Annotated in this window: 15 protein-coding genes; 11 read left to right on the forward strand and 4 right to left on the reverse strand. The window is 34.3% G+C overall.

Going from position 1 to position 16,729, the window contains the following annotated elements:
* Positions 1 to 79: 79 nt before the first annotated feature.
* Complete coding sequence (gene bshC / locus IPJ83_12035; GenBank protein MBK7881276.1) at positions 80 to 1,687, reverse strand: bacillithiol biosynthesis cysteine-adding enzyme BshC; 1,608 nt, start codon at positions 1,685 to 1,687, stop codon at positions 80 to 82.
* A gap of 286 nt (positions 1,688 to 1,973) precedes the next feature.
* On the opposite strand from bshC, the gene IPJ83_12040 reads away from it, so the two are divergent.
* Positions 1,974 to 2,921 (forward strand): ABC transporter permease, encoded by a 948-nt coding sequence (locus tag IPJ83_12040; protein ID MBK7881277.1) that lies wholly within the window; start codon positions 1,974 to 1,976, stop codon positions 2,919 to 2,921.
* Here the strand turns inward: IPJ83_12040 and IPJ83_12045 are convergent.
* Positions 2,918 to 3,559, reverse strand: coding sequence for a PorT family protein (locus IPJ83_12045; GenBank protein ID MBK7881278.1), 642 nt, complete (start codon positions 3,557 to 3,559; stop codon positions 2,918 to 2,920). The two genes, IPJ83_12040 and IPJ83_12045, sit on opposite strands and share 4 nt — an antisense overlap.
* A gap of 82 nt (positions 3,560 to 3,641) precedes the next feature.
* Between IPJ83_12045 and IPJ83_12050 the strand changes: the two genes are divergently transcribed.
* From IPJ83_12050 to IPJ83_12090, 9 genes are all read left to right on the forward strand, one after another.
* The gene (locus tag IPJ83_12050; GenBank protein ID MBK7881279.1) at positions 3,642 to 4,250 is read left to right on the forward strand and encodes a YihA family ribosome biogenesis GTP-binding protein; all 609 of its coding nucleotides are present in this window, start codon (positions 3,642 to 3,644) and stop codon (positions 4,248 to 4,250) included.
* A 61-nt stretch (positions 4,251 to 4,311) separates the two neighbouring features.
* Positions 4,312 to 5,988: a 1-acyl-sn-glycerol-3-phosphate acyltransferase gene (locus IPJ83_12055; protein ID MBK7881280.1), complete on the forward strand. Its 1,677-nt coding sequence runs from the start codon at positions 4,312 to 4,314 to the stop codon at positions 5,986 to 5,988.
* A 13-nt stretch (positions 5,989 to 6,001) separates the two neighbouring features.
* The gene (locus tag IPJ83_12060) at positions 6,002 to 6,547 is read left to right on the forward strand and encodes an exonuclease domain-containing protein (protein MBK7881281.1); all 546 of its coding nucleotides are present in this window, start codon (positions 6,002 to 6,004) and stop codon (positions 6,545 to 6,547) included.
* Positions 6,548 to 6,607: 60 nt separating this feature from the next.
* Entirely contained in the window at positions 6,608 to 7,324 is a 717-nt protein-coding gene (locus IPJ83_12065) for a DUF4412 domain-containing protein (protein ID MBK7881282.1), read from the forward strand.
* Between the two features lie 10 nt (positions 7,325 to 7,334).
* The gene (gene mnmH / locus IPJ83_12070) at positions 7,335 to 8,399 is read left to right on the forward strand and encodes a tRNA 2-selenouridine(34) synthase MnmH (GenBank protein MBK7881283.1); all 1,065 of its coding nucleotides are present in this window, start codon (positions 7,335 to 7,337) and stop codon (positions 8,397 to 8,399) included.
* Entirely contained in the window at positions 8,371 to 9,420 is a 1,050-nt protein-coding gene (gene selD / locus IPJ83_12075; protein MBK7881284.1) for a selenide, water dikinase SelD, read from the forward strand. Before mnmH ends, selD begins: the two co-directional genes overlap by 29 nt.
* Positions 9,421 to 9,530: 110 nt before the next feature.
* Positions 9,531 to 10,124 carry a hypothetical protein gene (locus tag IPJ83_12080; protein MBK7881285.1) on the forward strand — a complete coding sequence of 198 codons (594 nt, stop codon included), beginning with the start codon at positions 9,531 to 9,533 and terminating at the stop codon, positions 10,122 to 10,124.
* Between the two features lie 27 nt (positions 10,125 to 10,151).
* Positions 10,152 to 10,673, forward strand: a complete 522-nt coding sequence (locus IPJ83_12085; GenBank protein ID MBK7881286.1) for a hypothetical protein — start codon at positions 10,152 to 10,154, stop codon at positions 10,671 to 10,673.
* Between the two features lie 115 nt (positions 10,674 to 10,788).
* Positions 10,789 to 11,025 carry a hypothetical protein gene (locus tag IPJ83_12090; protein ID MBK7881287.1) on the forward strand — a complete coding sequence of 79 codons (237 nt, stop codon included), beginning with the start codon at positions 10,789 to 10,791 and terminating at the stop codon, positions 11,023 to 11,025.
* Positions 11,026 to 11,028: 3 nt separating this feature from the next.
* Here IPJ83_12090 and IPJ83_12095 read toward each other — a convergent pair whose 3' ends face one another.
* Entirely contained in the window at positions 11,029 to 12,459 is a 1,431-nt protein-coding gene (locus IPJ83_12095; GenBank protein ID MBK7881288.1) for an HD domain-containing protein, read from the reverse strand.
* Positions 12,459 to 13,466 (reverse strand): tRNA dihydrouridine synthase DusB, encoded by a 1,008-nt coding sequence (gene dusB / locus IPJ83_12100; GenBank protein MBK7881289.1) that lies wholly within the window; start codon positions 13,464 to 13,466, stop codon positions 12,459 to 12,461. The genes IPJ83_12095 and dusB overlap by 1 nt, the downstream gene beginning before the upstream one ends.
* A 155-nt stretch (positions 13,467 to 13,621) precedes the next feature.
* Between dusB and IPJ83_12105 the strand changes: the two genes are divergently transcribed.
* Positions 13,622 to 16,717 (forward strand): glycosyl hydrolase, encoded by a 3,096-nt coding sequence (locus tag IPJ83_12105; GenBank protein MBK7881290.1) that lies wholly within the window; start codon positions 13,622 to 13,624, stop codon positions 16,715 to 16,717.
* Positions 16,718 to 16,729 lie beyond the last annotated feature (12 nt).

Raw genomic sequence — 16,729 nt, forward strand, 5'->3', positions numbered from 1 at the left:
CACAAGTATGGATACAAAATTATTGCAGAAGAACATTATAATATACATTATTGACGTTTTATTCACTAATTAATAGCAGCTATTTCTCTAAAAGCACTACAAGTGAGTCATTGTCACCAGGAAGCTTTTCAATTAACTCATCAATAAATGACCAACCATATTGCATAAAATATTGAAATCCTGATTCCTTTCTTTCTTGAAGGTTATTATCAGGAAAAAGTGATTCTTTTATTTTTTGCACTTTGGTTAGATCAGTTTCGAATTTCAACTTTTCATCCTTTTGCAATTTATGTAAAAGTTTATCCAGGATGTTTTCCATTTTTTTTATTTCAGCCAATAAGCCTGTATTATCGCCCTTAATTATATTTTTTGAAAGTTGAATCAATTTTTCATATCCCAGGGATATTTCATTTCCAATTAATTCGAGTTCCTGGGGAAAGTTTGATTTCAGTTTGATCAATTTTTCTTCTATTTGAGAAATAGGCTCTAGAAAGTCAAAGTTATTTAACCCGAGATTAGCAATTTTATTTTGTGCATTTTCACCAATTAAAACTACCGAAGCCCTTCTTTTTAGCATTGGAAAAGTGATTGTACAATAGGCGAATATATCTTTAAGCTGCAACCAATATGCTATCTCAGCACCTCCACCAATGAACATTAAATTTGGTAATAGGGTTTCTTGAAATAATGGCCGAATTAATACATTAGGACTGAAATTTTCAGGATTACTATTTAACTCTTCCAATATTTCCTGACTTGTCCAATTATACTTTTTATCAATTGTAGAAAATATTTTATTTTCTAAAACTATTCTACTTCTGTACTGTGGTGCTAAATAAAATATGTTTATATCCCTGGGATTAGCCTGAATAGGGTAGGTTAATGATTCTAAGCCTTTAATTTTACTTGAAGTATGCTCCAATACCATATGTTCTGTAAGCTCTTTTGACAAAATCGGGATCAATATTTTTTTTGCCTCTACTTGATCGGGATTAAAGTAAACAAGCCCATAAGAGCCAAAAAGAAAATGTACAAAATGCATCATAAATCCCTCATAACACTCAGCCTCTTCCTTCAAAGCCTGAATCGAACATATTAGCTTTTTTGCCTCTTCGTCATTGGTAAAAAAGGATAGAATTTCTTCAAACAATTCATTCATTCCATCCAAACTCATTCTGCCTACAGGACCTGTTTGCAAAGTGTTCCAAGCTAACTTCTTATTAAAGATCCAAAGATGATTAATTTCATCAAAATCATGATCTTCATTTCCGGAGTAATAGACAGGAATGAAATGATATTGAGGATATTGAATATTTAACTCTCTGGCAATTTTAATGGTATGTGCTATCTTAATCCACCAATACAAAGGCCCTCCCAACAGACACGGCTGATGAGCACATGTTACAGCGAAGGTACTCTCACTTTGGAATTTATTTATTTGTGCATGTATAGGATCAGATCGATCGATTTTAGAATATTGCTTTTTAAGTATTTGACACCAATTATCTCTGTTGGTATAATTTAAAATTTTCTGACTTATCTGATTTGGAATGTTTTTAAAAGATGGAGGTTGATTAACAAATTCAATAAATTTTTCAGGATGCATCCAATAATTGAGATCCAACTTTCTGAATTGAGTTAAAACATCTGGAGAGATTAATTTTTGGGATGAGCTGTATTGTTCCAAAATCTAGAATTAAAGTTTACAAAATTATACGATTTATGCTAATACCAAAATTTAAAAAAAAAAAATTCAAATATCAAACATCGAATTGGAAACGATTTTGTCCAAATAATGTCTAATTTAGCCCAATTATTAATATCATTACATTAAATAATGATTTTTAGTACCAGTAGCTGATTTTATGTTTTTTTATATCATAAAGCGAATAATACTAGGAATTTTAGCTGTTTTATCAGTCTCATCGTTGGTTTGCGTTATTGTATATTTCGCCCCGGTAGATCCAGCCAGAATGAGTTTTGGTCAACGATCAGATGAAGAAACCGTCCATACTTTTAAAAAGAAATATTTTCTAGACAAAGGTATTGGTCTACAGGTCTTTCACTACTTTGAAGATTTAAGTCCAATTCAGTGGGTTTCATTAAATGATAACAGATTGGAGGACTATGAATATAAGATCATCCACAAATCATATTCTCACCGACTTATAGTCAAATATCCGTATTTCAGGAAATCTTATACAAATGGAAAAGATGTTTGGGACTTAGTTACAGAGGCATTACCAGGCACTATAATCTTAGCTTTTACCTCAATGTTTATTGCTATAATTTTTGGTCTATCTCTTGGTTGGTGGTGTGCATTACAAAATCAAAAATTAGCAGACAAGATAATTTTGGCAATTTGTACTTTTTTATATGCAATTCCTAGTTATATATCAGCAATACTTTGTGCAGTTATTTTTGCATTTTTTCTTGGACCATTAACGGGGCTATCCATCCAGGGCAGTTTATGGGAATTCAATGATTTTGGTGAAGTTGGATTGCATCTTAAAAACCTCATATTGCCAACGCTTGCTTTAGGAATAAGGCCAATATCAATGATATGCCAAATGTCACGAGCTTCTATATTGGATGTTATGGAATCAGATTACGTTAGAACTGCCAGAGCTAAAGGTCTATCCCAATGGGGGTACTTTACCAAACACATCTTGCCCAATTCAATAAATCCTATCCTTACTACCATTAGTTCCTGGTTTGCATCCTTACTTACAGGTGCATTTTTTGTGGAATATGTTTTTAATTATAAAGGGCTAGGAATGCTTACAATAACCGCGATTAACCAATTTGACATTCCTGTGGTTATAGGTTGCTGCATAATAACAGTTATCATTTTTGTATTTGTAAACATTATTACAGATATTCTATATGGATTTTTTGATCCAAGAATATCAAATAATTAGAATTTGAGCCCCAGTGTTGCAATAAGTCTTGAAGGGCCTTTGTCAAAGGCATATTTAGTTCCATTAAAATTAATATGCTCTCCAAATTTTGTAAAGTTTCCCTCATACCTAAGATCAAACATTATTTTACTTAGATCGAAACCAATTCCCATCTGATACCCAAAAGTTGCTGTTTGAAATTTCGATTCATAACCATTAAGATCAGTAAGCTCTGATTTATTATTTATAAAAATATGCGCTACAGGCCCTGCATTAAACCTAAGAATCCCTAATTTTAATCCCAACATCAAAGGAATATCAAGATACTGGTAACGCTCTTTAAGAAATAATGTATCATAGAATTGTGCAGATTTGAATTTTTTGTACTTAAAAGTTGTTCTGTTGGAATTGAAAACCAATTCAGGTTGGATATAAAAAGATTGAATGGAAATCCTGACGAAGCCGCCAAAATGAAATCCATAGTCAGCATTGTCAAAAGCAAGAGAAAAAGAATCCAGCTTGTTTTTGTCTGTAATATTTAAAGTTGAGGGTTTAATATCAACACTAGAAATTCCTCCTATTAATCCAAAATTAAATTGCGCATCTAATTGATTTTCAATAAATAAGAAGGGAATAAGTGCAAAAAACAATTTTTTCATACAATTATATTTTTACAAAAATAACGCAATTGAACCACAAGTTTTTATACCTTACCTTTCATTAAGATAAACTTAACTTTAAATGAAGATTAGAGACGTCCAGTTTCTTGGATCATTTCCAAAATTCTCCAAAATACCAATTTTTGATAAGCCTGAATTTTGTTTTTGGGGCAGGTCTAATGTAGGAAAAAGTTCTATGATCAATTATCTTTGTGACCGTAAGGATTTAGCTCGAACTTCCTCGACACCTGGAAAAACAATAAGTTTTAATTTATATCAAATCAATCAGGAGTTGACCTTTGTTGATTTACCCGGTTTTGGTTTTGCCAGAGTTGCTAAGTCCGTGAAGGAAAAATGGGATGGTCAAATCAAGCATTACATAAAAGAAAGAAAAGATTTAGTTTGTGTTTTTTTATTAGTGGATATTTCTATTCCAATTCAAAAAAACGATTTAGAAAAAATCAATTTTTTTGGTGATGAACAAACTCCATTTTGTATCATTTTTACAAAATCAGATCGATGTAAGAAACTAGAACTAAAGAAAAATATTGAGACATGGGAAAATAAACTATTAGAAAAATGGGAAGTGCTTCCGCCAAGAATTCTTTCCAGTGTTGAAAAGCGAATAGGCAAAGAGGAAATTCTATTGGAACTAGATAAAATCGTAGCTTTAAGTGAGCAATTGGAATAATTTATTTAGTTTTAATAATTTTGATTATTATAATTTTTTGAAAAATTTAAAAATTGGGTAAATGGATCAACAATATCCACATATTCTTAAGGAAATTTCAGATTGGCCAGTATATAAATTAAGTCAGAAAAGAAAAGAATTTGTACATGTTGTTGAAAATGATGTATTGAATCATTTTGACAACCTTTCAAAAGAAGAGTTAGATCAGATCCTGGCCAAAACAATTTATCAGGAAAAACAGAGAATAAAATCAAATCCATGGAAAGCTGATCCTCCTAACGAAATGCAATTTTTCAGAAAGTTGCAAAAGGAATACAATGATAATCATTCTGAAGGAAATACCTATGAACGTACAAGGGAATCTGTATTTCGTTTAATCAAAAGGTATACTGAAGAGATTTCCGGACACTTTAATGTAAATACCTTTTATTTTGCCAGAAAGGCGCTGACGATGTTTTTTACTTGTATGTTTTTTCCAATCGGATGGAACATTTTTTCTTCACAAAGTAGCAAGAAGAAAAGACTTACCGAAGCCATGATTCTTAAAGGTGAAGTGGAATCTGTAAGGAAATTATGTTTAGATCACACCATAATTTTAGTGCCAACTCATTCTAGCAACCTAGACTCTATTTTAGTCGGGTATATGGTCGATGCAATGGCAGGTTTGCCAGCTTTTTCTTATGGTGCGGGATTAAATTTATTCGATTCAGAATTTTTTGCATTTTTTATGAATAGGCTAGGGGCTTATAAAGTTGACCGTAGGAAAAAGAATCAAATTTATTTACAAACCCTTAGTTCCTATTCAAAACTCATTGCCATGGAGGGGGTTCACTCCATCTTTTTTCCAGGTGGCACAAGATCCCGGTCAGGAGAAGTGGAAAGCCGCTTAAAACTTGGATTATTAAATTCATTGTTATTGGCTCAGCGAAATTTAATTCAACAAGAAAACGAAAGGAAGATTATTTTGGTACCGGCTATACTTTCCTATGAAAGTGTTCTTGAAGCTAGGTCTCTTATCATACAACACTTAAAGACTACGGGGCAAGAAAAATTCACAACAAGAGAACCCTCTTTTTCCTTATGGCAATATATTACTTTCCTTTACAGGTTTGTAAAAAAATCATCTAAAGTATACATGACACTTGGTAGTCCCATGGATGTCTTTGGCAATTCAGTAAATGTTTCAGGAGATAGCATTTCACAAACCGGAACTATAATTAATCAAAGGGATTATTTTCTACGTAATGGTAAATTAGTTTGGGACACTCAACGGGAAAGTATTTACACAAAGGAATTGTCTGAGAAGATAATTGAGCAATATAAAAAATATAATTATATACTACCTTCTCATCTGGTTGCCTTTGCGGCATTTAGACTACTATCCAAGCTAAATCCAGGTCAGGATATTTATAATTTGGTTCAGTTGCCTGAAGAGGAAATGTGTTTTCCTGAAATTGGATTCAGGCAATTATGCATTGAAATAAAACGAATACTAAATGACTTATCTGAACAGGGGAGACTAATAAAATCAGAAGAAATTCAGGTGGACATAGATCTTTTAATTGACAAAGGCATTAATGAATTGGGTGTTTATCATAGCAAAAGGCCTTTAAAGAGAGATGAGCATGCCAGGTTGGTAAGTGAAGATTATTTGGCATTGTTGTTTTATTCCAACAAATTGGCTAATCTTGAAATTGAGGACTTAATTCAATGGGAAAATATTAATCTTCAAATTTAGTCCTGCTTTTTGAATGAAGTTTTTAATTTTTGACTTGGAAGCAACATGTTGGGAATCACATGTTAGTCATTTATATCAACAGGAAATTATAGAAATTGGAGCGTGTATTATGAACCATTATGGGGAGATTGAATCCACTTTTACCAGTCTTGTAAAACCAAATATTCATAAATTTTTATCCCCTTACTGTAAGAATTTGACCCAGATTGATCAGTCTGAAATCAATAAAGCAAAGACCTTTCCTGAAGTTTTAGATCGTTTTTTCGATTGGGCAGAAATTCCAGATGAAAATTATGGATTTTGTGCATGGGGGAGTGCGGATTATAAAATGATTTTAACTGACTGCCAACTACATAATATTGAAACTGATTGGCTAATTCCTTATATTGATATAAAGTCCCAATATCACAAAAACAAAGATTTAAAGAAACTTATGAGTTTAGAAAAAGTTTTGCAAAAGAATGGATTAGAATTTGAAGGACAGCGTCACCGTGCGTTGCCTGATACTTTGAATCTGGCAAAATTGGTTTATAAATATCGAGATAATTGGGGCATATAAAACCATTATTTTATACTTAAACAATATACAAATCGTTATTAAACATTATAAAAACAAAATATGAATAATTTAAATTTTCTCAGTTGGTTTATTTGCGCTATTTCGTTTTCATTCACAGGGTTAGCTCAACCTATACAAACTGCACATATTAAATACGAAATGTCTCTTAATGCTGATGGCCAGGAGGAAATGAAGCAAATGGCCGCCTTAATGGGAAATTCTATAATGGATGTTTATTTTACTGAATGGAAGCAAAGAGTAGATATGAGTATGATGGGTGGAATGGTTGTTACAAAGATGTTTTATGATAAGCAGATGAATAAAAGCATCATGTTGCAGGAAATGATGGGTCAGAAGTTTAAAATTAAACTAGACGATCAAAAGATTCAGGATTCTAAAAGAAAAGATTCAGACAGTCCAAAATTAAGCCCAAAGGTAACATTGGATAAGAAAGATCGTAAAAAAATACAAGGTTATGACTGCTATAAAGCTACAGCAGCCATTGAGAACAATGGACAAAAAGTCTTAATTACATGTTACATAACGGACCAAATTAACAGCCCGCACAGCATCATCAAAGAAGCCGATGAAATTAGTTTTGGTGGATTTCCGCTGGAATACACCTTAGATATGGCAACAATGAAAATATTAGTTACCGCTAAAGAAATAGACAAAAATGTAAATTCAAGTATTTTTGAAGTTCCCACATCTGGTTATAAAGAAATGACCCTTGAGGAATTTACTCATAAAATGGGTGGGGCAGGCCTTGGTTTTTGAATAAAAACAGATGTCGATTGAACTAATAAATGCAGAGAATTTTGTATCACTTAAAAAGAGTCATCCGGTTTTAGATGTCAGATCACCATCTGAATACAACTGTGGTCATATTCCTGATGCCATAAATTTTCCATTATTTTCAGATGAAGAACGAAGTATAATAGGTACTACGTATAAGAAAAGTGGTGCCAGATTGGCCTTAATGACTGGGTTAGAGATGGTAGGCCCCAGATTGTCCAATTTTGTTTTGAGAGCTGAGGATCTTAATGTAAATGGAACTTTTTTAATGCATTGCTGGAGAGGTGGAAAAAGAAGCTCAAGTTTGGCTTGGTTACTATCCAATGCAGGATTTGAAATTAAATTGCTTATGGGTGGTTATAAGGCTTACAGGACCCTGGCACACAAGATTTTTGATCAACCTGACTGGAAGTTTTTTGTTTTAGGAGGAAAGACTGGTTCTATGAAATCAAAGGTTTTAACCCACCTTTCAAATCAATCAGAACAAGTTATCGATTTAGAAAGCCTTGCCAGCCATAAAGGATCTGCCTTTGGTTGGATTAATGAATCTGCACAACCCAGTACTGAGCAATTTGAAAATCTCTTATTTGAAAAACTTATTACTTACAATTCAGAAAAACCTATTTGGTGTGAAAATGAATCCAAGACAATTGGAAAAGTTTACATACCAAATTCAATATGGAACCAAATTCAGAAGGGTATTTTGTTTCATTTAGAAGTAGATTATAACATTCGATTGAACCACATTCTTTCTACTTATAATTTTAATAATGGTCCGGACTTAATTCTTTCTTTTGAAAAAATAAGAAAAAGGCTTGGCCATATGGCAACTGATCAAGCAATCAAGCATATTCAGAATAATCAAATAGAAGAAGCTGCAAAGATTGGGCTGGATTATTATGATAAGTTTTACGATTATGGCTTGAATAAGAAAATTTCCTCCATGGTATTTAAGCTAAAAATTGAGAACGATGATGTGAATAATATTTGTGATTCTCTTGTACAATTCAAAAATCAAATAAATATACATGAATACTTTTCGTCTAACTCAATTTAGTCATGGGGCTGGTTGTGGGTGTAAAATCAGTCCTGCAATTTTGGATGAGATTTTAAAATCTGAAAATAAAATTTTTTTTCCTGATTTGTTGGTTGGTTACCATCAAAAAGATGATGCTGCTGTATTTGATCTTGGAAATGGAAAAGCGATGATAAGTACTACAGACTTCTTTATGCCTATTGTGGATGATGCATTTGACTTTGGACGAATAGCGTCTGTAAACGCAATAAGCGATGTATATGCAATGGGCGGCAAACCCCTTATGGCTATTGCAATACTTGCATGGCCGGTTGACAAAATACCAATAGAATATGCAAGAAAGGTTATTGAAGGCGCCAGAGCAATTTGTTCTGAAGCTGGAATCCCATTGGCCGGGGGACATAGTATTGATTCCATTGAACCAATTTTTGGCTTGGCTGTATCCGGTGAGATTCAAGTGGAAAGCATAAAAATGAATTCCGGTGCAAAAGCGGGAGACTTAATTTATTTGACAAAAGGACTTGGGGTAGGAATATTAACCACGGCAGAGAAGAAATCAATTCTTAAAGAAGAACATCGAGATATTGCCAAAATTTCAATGCTAAAGTTAAATAATGTTGGCGAAAAATTAGGTAATCAAAAATTTGTACACTCTATGACCGACGTAACCGGGTTTGGATTGTGCGGACATTTATTAGAAATTTGCGAGGCTTCCTCTTTAAAAGCCAGAATTGATTATGTTAAGTTGCCTTTTCTAGATCCTTGTGTATGGCAATATATTGAAGAAGGGGCGATACCTGGAGGGACCCACCGGAATTGGAGTTCTTATGGACATAAAATCCGACTTGAAGACAACTCGTGGTTTAAAATTTTAGCCGATCCTCAGACCAGTGGCGGATTATTGATTGTGATAGATCCTCTGCATCAAAATCATTTTGAAGAATTTTTGAAAAGGGAGAATATTCCTGTTCATCAAATAGGTAAATTCGAATCTGCTGACAAAATTGGGGAATGCCTGGTTGAAGTAGTCAGGAGTATTTGAACCATCAAATCAACTTAACATAATATAAATTATGGGAAAAGGATTAGGGTGTTTTTTTAATAAAAATATCCCTCAATAGTATTAACTTTGTAATAATCAATTTAGTTAAAATGGGTTTAGTCAATTGGTTTAGAAAGTGGTTTGAAAAACCTGATTCGGATTTTGTCCCAAGCCAAAATCCAGTCAGGAATACAAAAGCCGATACTTATGAAAAGTTTGAACTAAATTCAAAAGAAGAAATTAAGCATGATGTTGAGTTAGATAATACAGATTTGGGAACCAAAGCAAAAGAATTTATCCAAGAAACAGGAAAAGAAGTCGCGGATCAGGGTTCCTATCTTTGGAATGAACTTAAAGAAAAAGTTCATGAGCTGGATGATAATACCAAGGAAGTTCGAGAAAAATTAAAGCAAAAAGCGAATCAGACACTTGAGCAAGTTGAAAGTTTTATAGACAAGTCCATAGAAAAATCAAAGGCAATGGATGCTGAGGAAGCTAAAATTGATCTAAATCAAGATGGATTGGCTGATAAACCAGCAGATTTTGGAGAGGCTTTGGAAACAAAACACAAAGGATTCTTCGACAAAGCGGAAAAATGGGTAGAAAGTCAAGAAAAAGAATCTAACTCAGGAGGAGCATCCCCTATTTCAGAATCAAATCCATCTTCAAAATTACCTACCTTGGAATTACCGAAAGATGAATAATATTAATTAACCACTAATCAATTGATAATGAGTATTTTAAAGAAGTTATTTGGAAATCTTTTTGGAACCGCAAAAGAACAAGCTGTAAATGTAAAGGATAAGGCCGAAGATCTTGCAGCGAGGGCAAAAGAAGAAATTAAAGAAACCATCGGAGAAATTAAAGAATCTGAAACTTTCAAAAAAGCTAATGAAATGGCACAATCTTTTGCCGATAAGGCTAAAGAAGAATTTGAAGAGGCAAAGACTGAGGCTTCAGAAGGTTATCAAAAGGCCAAGGAATGGGTGAGTGAGGCAAAAGATGAAGTTGTTGAAACCATTCAAGAAATAAAGGAATCTGAAACCTATAAAAAGGCCTCTGAGGTTGCAGATCAGGTTTGGGACAAAACAAAGGATCTTGCCCAGAATATTGGCGAAAAAGTAGAAAATACAGCCAAGGACTTAGCCGATAAAGCTGGAGAAATGTATACATCAACAAGAGATAAAGTACAGGACTCTATCGACAATGAAACTAAGCCAAATGAAGCAAACCCTGAACAAAAGGATGTTTAAAACGACATTCAAGGGTCTCTTACTACTTTGCTTCTTGATAGCTTGTACATTCGAGTATAAACCTTACTCGTTTACTCAGAATGACGAGATCATTGAGTTGCAGTTCGGAAGAAAAATGAATAAAAATTTATTAGATTCCCTGCAGAAAGTATTAAAAAATTCTGGCATAGAACTGAAGTACACAGAGTTAAAATATGATGGGGATAAACTCAGTCGTTTAGCGTTTCAAGTTGAATATAATGGGAATGCAGGTAATGCAAAAACAAATTTTGTAAATAAAGGTAAATCCTTTGGTTTTAGAATTGAACCTAAAACCAATCGTATGATAGTGGGCGAACTCAATCCAAAATAATAATCAGATAGCTTTTGTTAAACCCAATTCTTTTGCCTTATCCAGCATTAATTGAAAGGCAGGTTCATATGCATTAGGAATTATCCCATCCAGAATGGATTCCCTGATGGCATTCTTAATAAATCCTATTTCCTTTCCTGGTTTGAGGTTAAATGTCTTCATTATTTCTTCTCCACTGATCGGAGGTTGCCATTCTCTAATTCTATCCTTTTCTTCAACCTCTGAAAGCCTTTCCCGCACCTTCGAATAATTATTTAAATATCTTTTAACCTTATCTGAATTCTTAGAAGTAATATCGGCTTCGCAAAGCATCAAAAGATCTTCCAAATCTTCACCGGCATCGAAAAGTAATCTTCTTAAAGCTGAATCAGTAATGAGTTCCTGGGTAAGTGCTATTGGTCTCAGATGTAACCTAACTAGTTTCTGAACATATTTCATCTTATGGTCAAGGGGCATTCTCAAATTCTTGAATATCCTAGGCAGCATTGCAGCGCCTAAAGCTTCATGACCATGAAATGTCCAACCAAGTTCTGAATCATACCTTTTTGTCTGAGGTTTAGCAATATCATGCAATATAGCAGCCCATCTTAACCATAATTTATCTGTCTTTTTGGACAAATTATCCAGCACTTGTAAGGTATGATAAAAATTGTCTTTATGACCTTTTCCATCTTGGTATTCCACACCGTGCAACATACAAAGTTCAGGAAAAAAAAGTTCTAATAAACCAGATTTAAACAATTTATCAAAACCTATTGAAGGGACCTGACATAAGATAATTTTTTCCAGCTCAGCGCTAATTCTTTCCTTTGAAATAATTCTTATTCTCTTGGCATTATTCAAAATACCTGTCCATGTACGAGGTTCTATTTCATAATCCAATTGTGTGGAAAATCGTATAGCCCGCATCATCCTTAAAGGATCATCTGAAAAAGTAATATCAGGATTCGCAGGAGTTCTGATTATTTTTTTTTCCAAATCCTCGAGTCCATTAAATGGATCAATAATCTCACCAAAATTATCCTGATTCAGACTTATAGAAATAGCATTAATGGTAAAATCTCTTCTGAGTTGATCATCTTGAAGTGTACCCGGACTGACAGTTGGTTTTCTTGATTCGCTGCTATAAGACTCTTTCCTGGCACCAACAAATTCAATTTCAAGGTCATGATGTCTGATCATGGCGGTTCCAAATCGCTCATAAATATTGATGTTTGGGATTGGTCTAAATTTACTCGCAACTTCCTGAGCTAACTTTATACCATCCCCCAAGCAGACGATATCAATATCTTTAGAAGGCCTTCCTATTAGCCGATCCCTTACAAAACCACCTATAGCAAAGACAGGATAGTTTAATTGTTGACCACAATCCGAAATTATATCTAAAATTTTTCGTTCGGCTGTATTCAGTTTAAAAATTAACTGATTATCCATTACGCAAATTCAAGACTTTGTATTCCCGAAAATTCCGATTGAATTTTTTCAAGAATTTCAAACAATATCGGTGGTTCCAATTCTGTGACCAATTTTGCTCTATATTCTTTAATTCCCGGAAGACCTTTAAAATAGTTTGTGTAGTGTCTTCGCATTTCCAACACGCCAAGCCTCTCCCCTTTCCATAGGATGCTATTTTTTAAATGATTGGCTGCTGCATCAACCCTTTCTATCAGATCTGGAGGCGGAAGAATTTCACCGGTTTTAAAAAAGTGTTTTATTTCTCTGAAAATCCATGGATAGCCAATACTTGCACGTCCAATCATGATTCCATCCACATCATACTTATTCTTAAATTCTAAGGCTTTTTGTGGAGAATCTATGTCCCCATTACCAAAAATTGGAATATGAATTCTTGGGTTATTTTTCACCTTAGATATCCAACTCCAATCGGAATGACCTTTATACATTTGGGCCCGTGTTCTGGCATGTATTGTTAGAGCTTTAATACCAATATCCTGAAGCCTTTCTGCTACTTCTTCGATAAATATAGAATTTTCATCCCAACCAAGCCTTGTTTTTACTGTAACAGGAAGATGAGTAGATTTTACTACAGCTTCAGTAAGTCTTACCATCTTAGGGATATCTCTTAAAATACCTGCTCCGGCTAATTTGCAAACTACTTTTTGAACAGGGCATCCATAATTAATATCGATTAATTCAGGTTTTGCTTCTTCTACTATTTCGGCTGCCCTCATCATAGAATCATACTCTGCTCCAAAAATTTGAACACCTATAGGTCTCTCCTCTTCATAAATATCTAATTTTCTAACACTTTTTTCCGCATCCCTTATAAGCCCTTCAACAGAAATAAACTCAGTATACATCATGTCACAACCTTGAGTTTTGCATAAAGCCCTAAAAGGAGGATCACTAACATCCTCCATAGGAGCCAGCAACAACGGAAATTCCGGCAACACGATCTGACCTATCTTAATATTACTCATTTCACGGCAAAATTAATTCTATCCTTCATAAAATTCCCCTAATCCAAATAATTTCATTGGTTTGATATGTTTTACGCATGAAACAACCCAATTCCATCCATTTAATTAAGCATAATTAAATATGCTTGTACATTTGTAATGAAATTAACAAAAACATGCGCTTTATTTACTTATTGCCTTTGCTTTTAAACTTTATGCCTTCCGTCTATGGTCAGAAGACCCCTTATGAAAAGTACTATTCTGCAGCTGAATGGCGATTAGTTGGTCCATTTAGAGGAGGAAGATCTTGCGCGGTAACAGGTATTCCAAATCAGCCGAATGCCTATTTAATGGGGTCGACAGGAGGCGGTATTTGGAAAACTTCGGACTCAGGTAAAAATTGGAAAAACATCTCTGACCCATTTTTTGGTGGGTCAATCGGAGCTATTGCAATCTCGGAGTCGGATCCTAATATCCTGTTTGCAGGCACTGGTGAAGAAACAGTTAGAGGCAATGTTTCGTCCGGTGAAGGTATTTGGAAATCTGAGGATGCAGGCAAAACCTGGTTCTTTGCCGGTTTAAAATACACAAGGCATATTAGCAGAATAAAAATTCATCCCAAAAACTCTAACCTCATTTACCTTGCAGCAATGGGGGATTTATATCAACCAAATCAAGAAAGAGGAATTTTTAAATCTGTGGATGGTGGAAAAAATTGGAATAAGGTACTTTTTGTAAATGACTCTGTTGGTGCAATAGATCTCATTTTTGATCCTGGTTTACCTCGAATAATGTATGCTACGACTTGGAAAGTTCAAAGAACACCATATAGTTTGAACAGTGGTGGAAATGGCTCATCCATGTGGAAGAGTTTAGATGGTGGGGAAACATGGAAAGAAATCGGTAAGAATAAGGGTTTACCAACGGGTCTTTGGGGAATATCATGTCTGACTATATGCCCTTCTCAAACTGAAAGGCTTTATGCGATGATTGAGAATGAAAATGGTGGACTGTTTAGATCTGATAATGGCGGAGACACATGGGAAAGAGTCAATGAAAGCAGGGACTTAAGACAAAGGGCATGGTATTTTAGCAGGTTATTGGCTGACCCATTAGATCCAAATACAGTTTATGTTCTTAATGTTTCACTGCATAAATCAACGGATGGTGGAAAATCCTTTAAAACCATCCCAACACAACACGGTGACAATCATGATATCTGGATTAATCCAGGAAATCCTTCCAACATGATAGTAGCAAATGATGGTGGAGCCCAGATTTCTTTAAATGGTGGGGCAAGCTGGTCTTCTGTACACAATCAACCTACTGCACAATTCTATAGAGTATCTACAGACAATTCTTTTCCATTCAGAATCTATGCTGCACAACAAGACAATAGCACAGTTAGAATTTTGCATAGAAATACAAAAAACAGAATTGATGAAGGGGATTGGGAATCAACTGCAGGAGGCGAATCGGGCCATATTGCAGTAGATCCTGATAATCCTGACATAGTTTATGGAGGAAGTTATGGCGGCTATCTGACAAGGTATGATCACAAAAATCAGCTTTCTAGAAATATTCATGTTTGGCCTGATAATCCTATTGGATATGGTGCAGAAGATTTAAAATATAGATTTCAATGGAATTTTCCAATTTTGTTTTCAACACACAAACCAAAAAAGTTATATACTGCATCCAATTACCTTCATGTTAGCTATAATGAAGGGCAAAGCTGGGAAACAATTAGTCCTGATTTAACAAGAAATGATCGTGAAAAATTGAAACCTTCAGGTGGCCTTATTACAAAAGACAACACGTCAGTAGAATATTATTGTACAATATTCGCAGTTGCAGAATCTAAAATAAAACAAGATTTAATTTGGGTAGGTAGTGATGATGGCTTAGTGCATATTACCGAAAATGGTGGAAAAAACTGGACAAATGTTACTCCTTCAGAACTTCCAGAATGGTGTATGATTAACTGCATTGAAGCTGATCCATTCCATGCGGGCGGTGCCTACATTGCCGCCACTTCATACAAATCAGGCGATTATAAGCCATACTTATTTAAGACGGAAGACTATGGAAAAAATTGGAAAAAAATTATTTCAGGAATTTCCGAGGAACACTTTACCCGTGTGATCCGAGCTGATCCTATTTCTAAAGGATTATTGTATTGTGGGACAGAAAGAGGCGCCTATATTTCTTTTAATGATGGAAAAAGATGGTATGACTTTCAAATGAATTTGCCTATTGTTCCAATTACAGATTTACTCATTAAGGATTACTCGCTAATTGCTGCAACCCAAGGTAGAAGTCTTTGGATGATCGATGATCTTACACCATTGAGAGACATCAAGGAATCTGAAAAGGAAAAATATTTTTTATCAAAGCCAAAACCGGCTTATAGAATAAGTGGAAAAATGGACAAGTCGGTTTCTAATTCAGGAATAAACCACCCGTCCCAAATAATGCTATATGTTTACCTGGACAGTTTTAATGTGAAAGATTCTGTTGAAATAAATTTGATGAATTCTAATGATAAGTTAGTTACCAATCTGTCTACATACCATAAAGATAAAAATTATAAGATCGAACTCAACTCAGGCTCCAATCTCATTTTGGTTCCCTTTAAGTTGGAGCCTGCAAAATCTGTAGAAGGGATGATTATGTGGGGTGCTTCATTAGAAGGCCCTCTTGCCCCACCGGGAGACTATAAGATAATTTTCAAATCAAAAAAATTTACTGATTCGACAAAATGCACAATTATCAGAGATCTTAATTATCCAGTCGAAGATAATGATGTAACCAGACTCTATAATTTTATTAAACTATCCAGAGATAAAGTGGATGAAGCACACAAAACAATAATAAATATACGTGACGTCCGTAGACAACTTTTTGATTTCAGTACCAAGATTGAAAATAACGAACAGAATAAGCCATTTTTCAAGCTAAAAACACATATAGACAGTATTTTGAGTTCAATTGAAAATGAATTGTATCAAACCAAAATGCAAAGTGTCCAAGATCCTATAAATTATCCTATAAAGCTAACCAATAAACTTGCGCATTTAATTGCTTTATACAACGGTGCATCCTATCCTCCAACCAATCAGGCGGAAGAATTGGGTAAATATTTGTCTGCCCTCATTGATGCGGAAATTTTGCGTTTTAAAAATTTACAAAATAATGAGCTTAAAGAAATTAATCAATTGATTCGAAAGGCAGAATGGGAGATAATTTCACCAAACAAAGTTGAAAAGTAATCCTCTTTTTTG

The organism is Candidatus Vicinibacter proximus (assembly GCA_016713905.1).
GTDB lineage: Bacteria > Bacteroidota > Bacteroidia > Chitinophagales > Saprospiraceae > Vicinibacter > Vicinibacter proximus.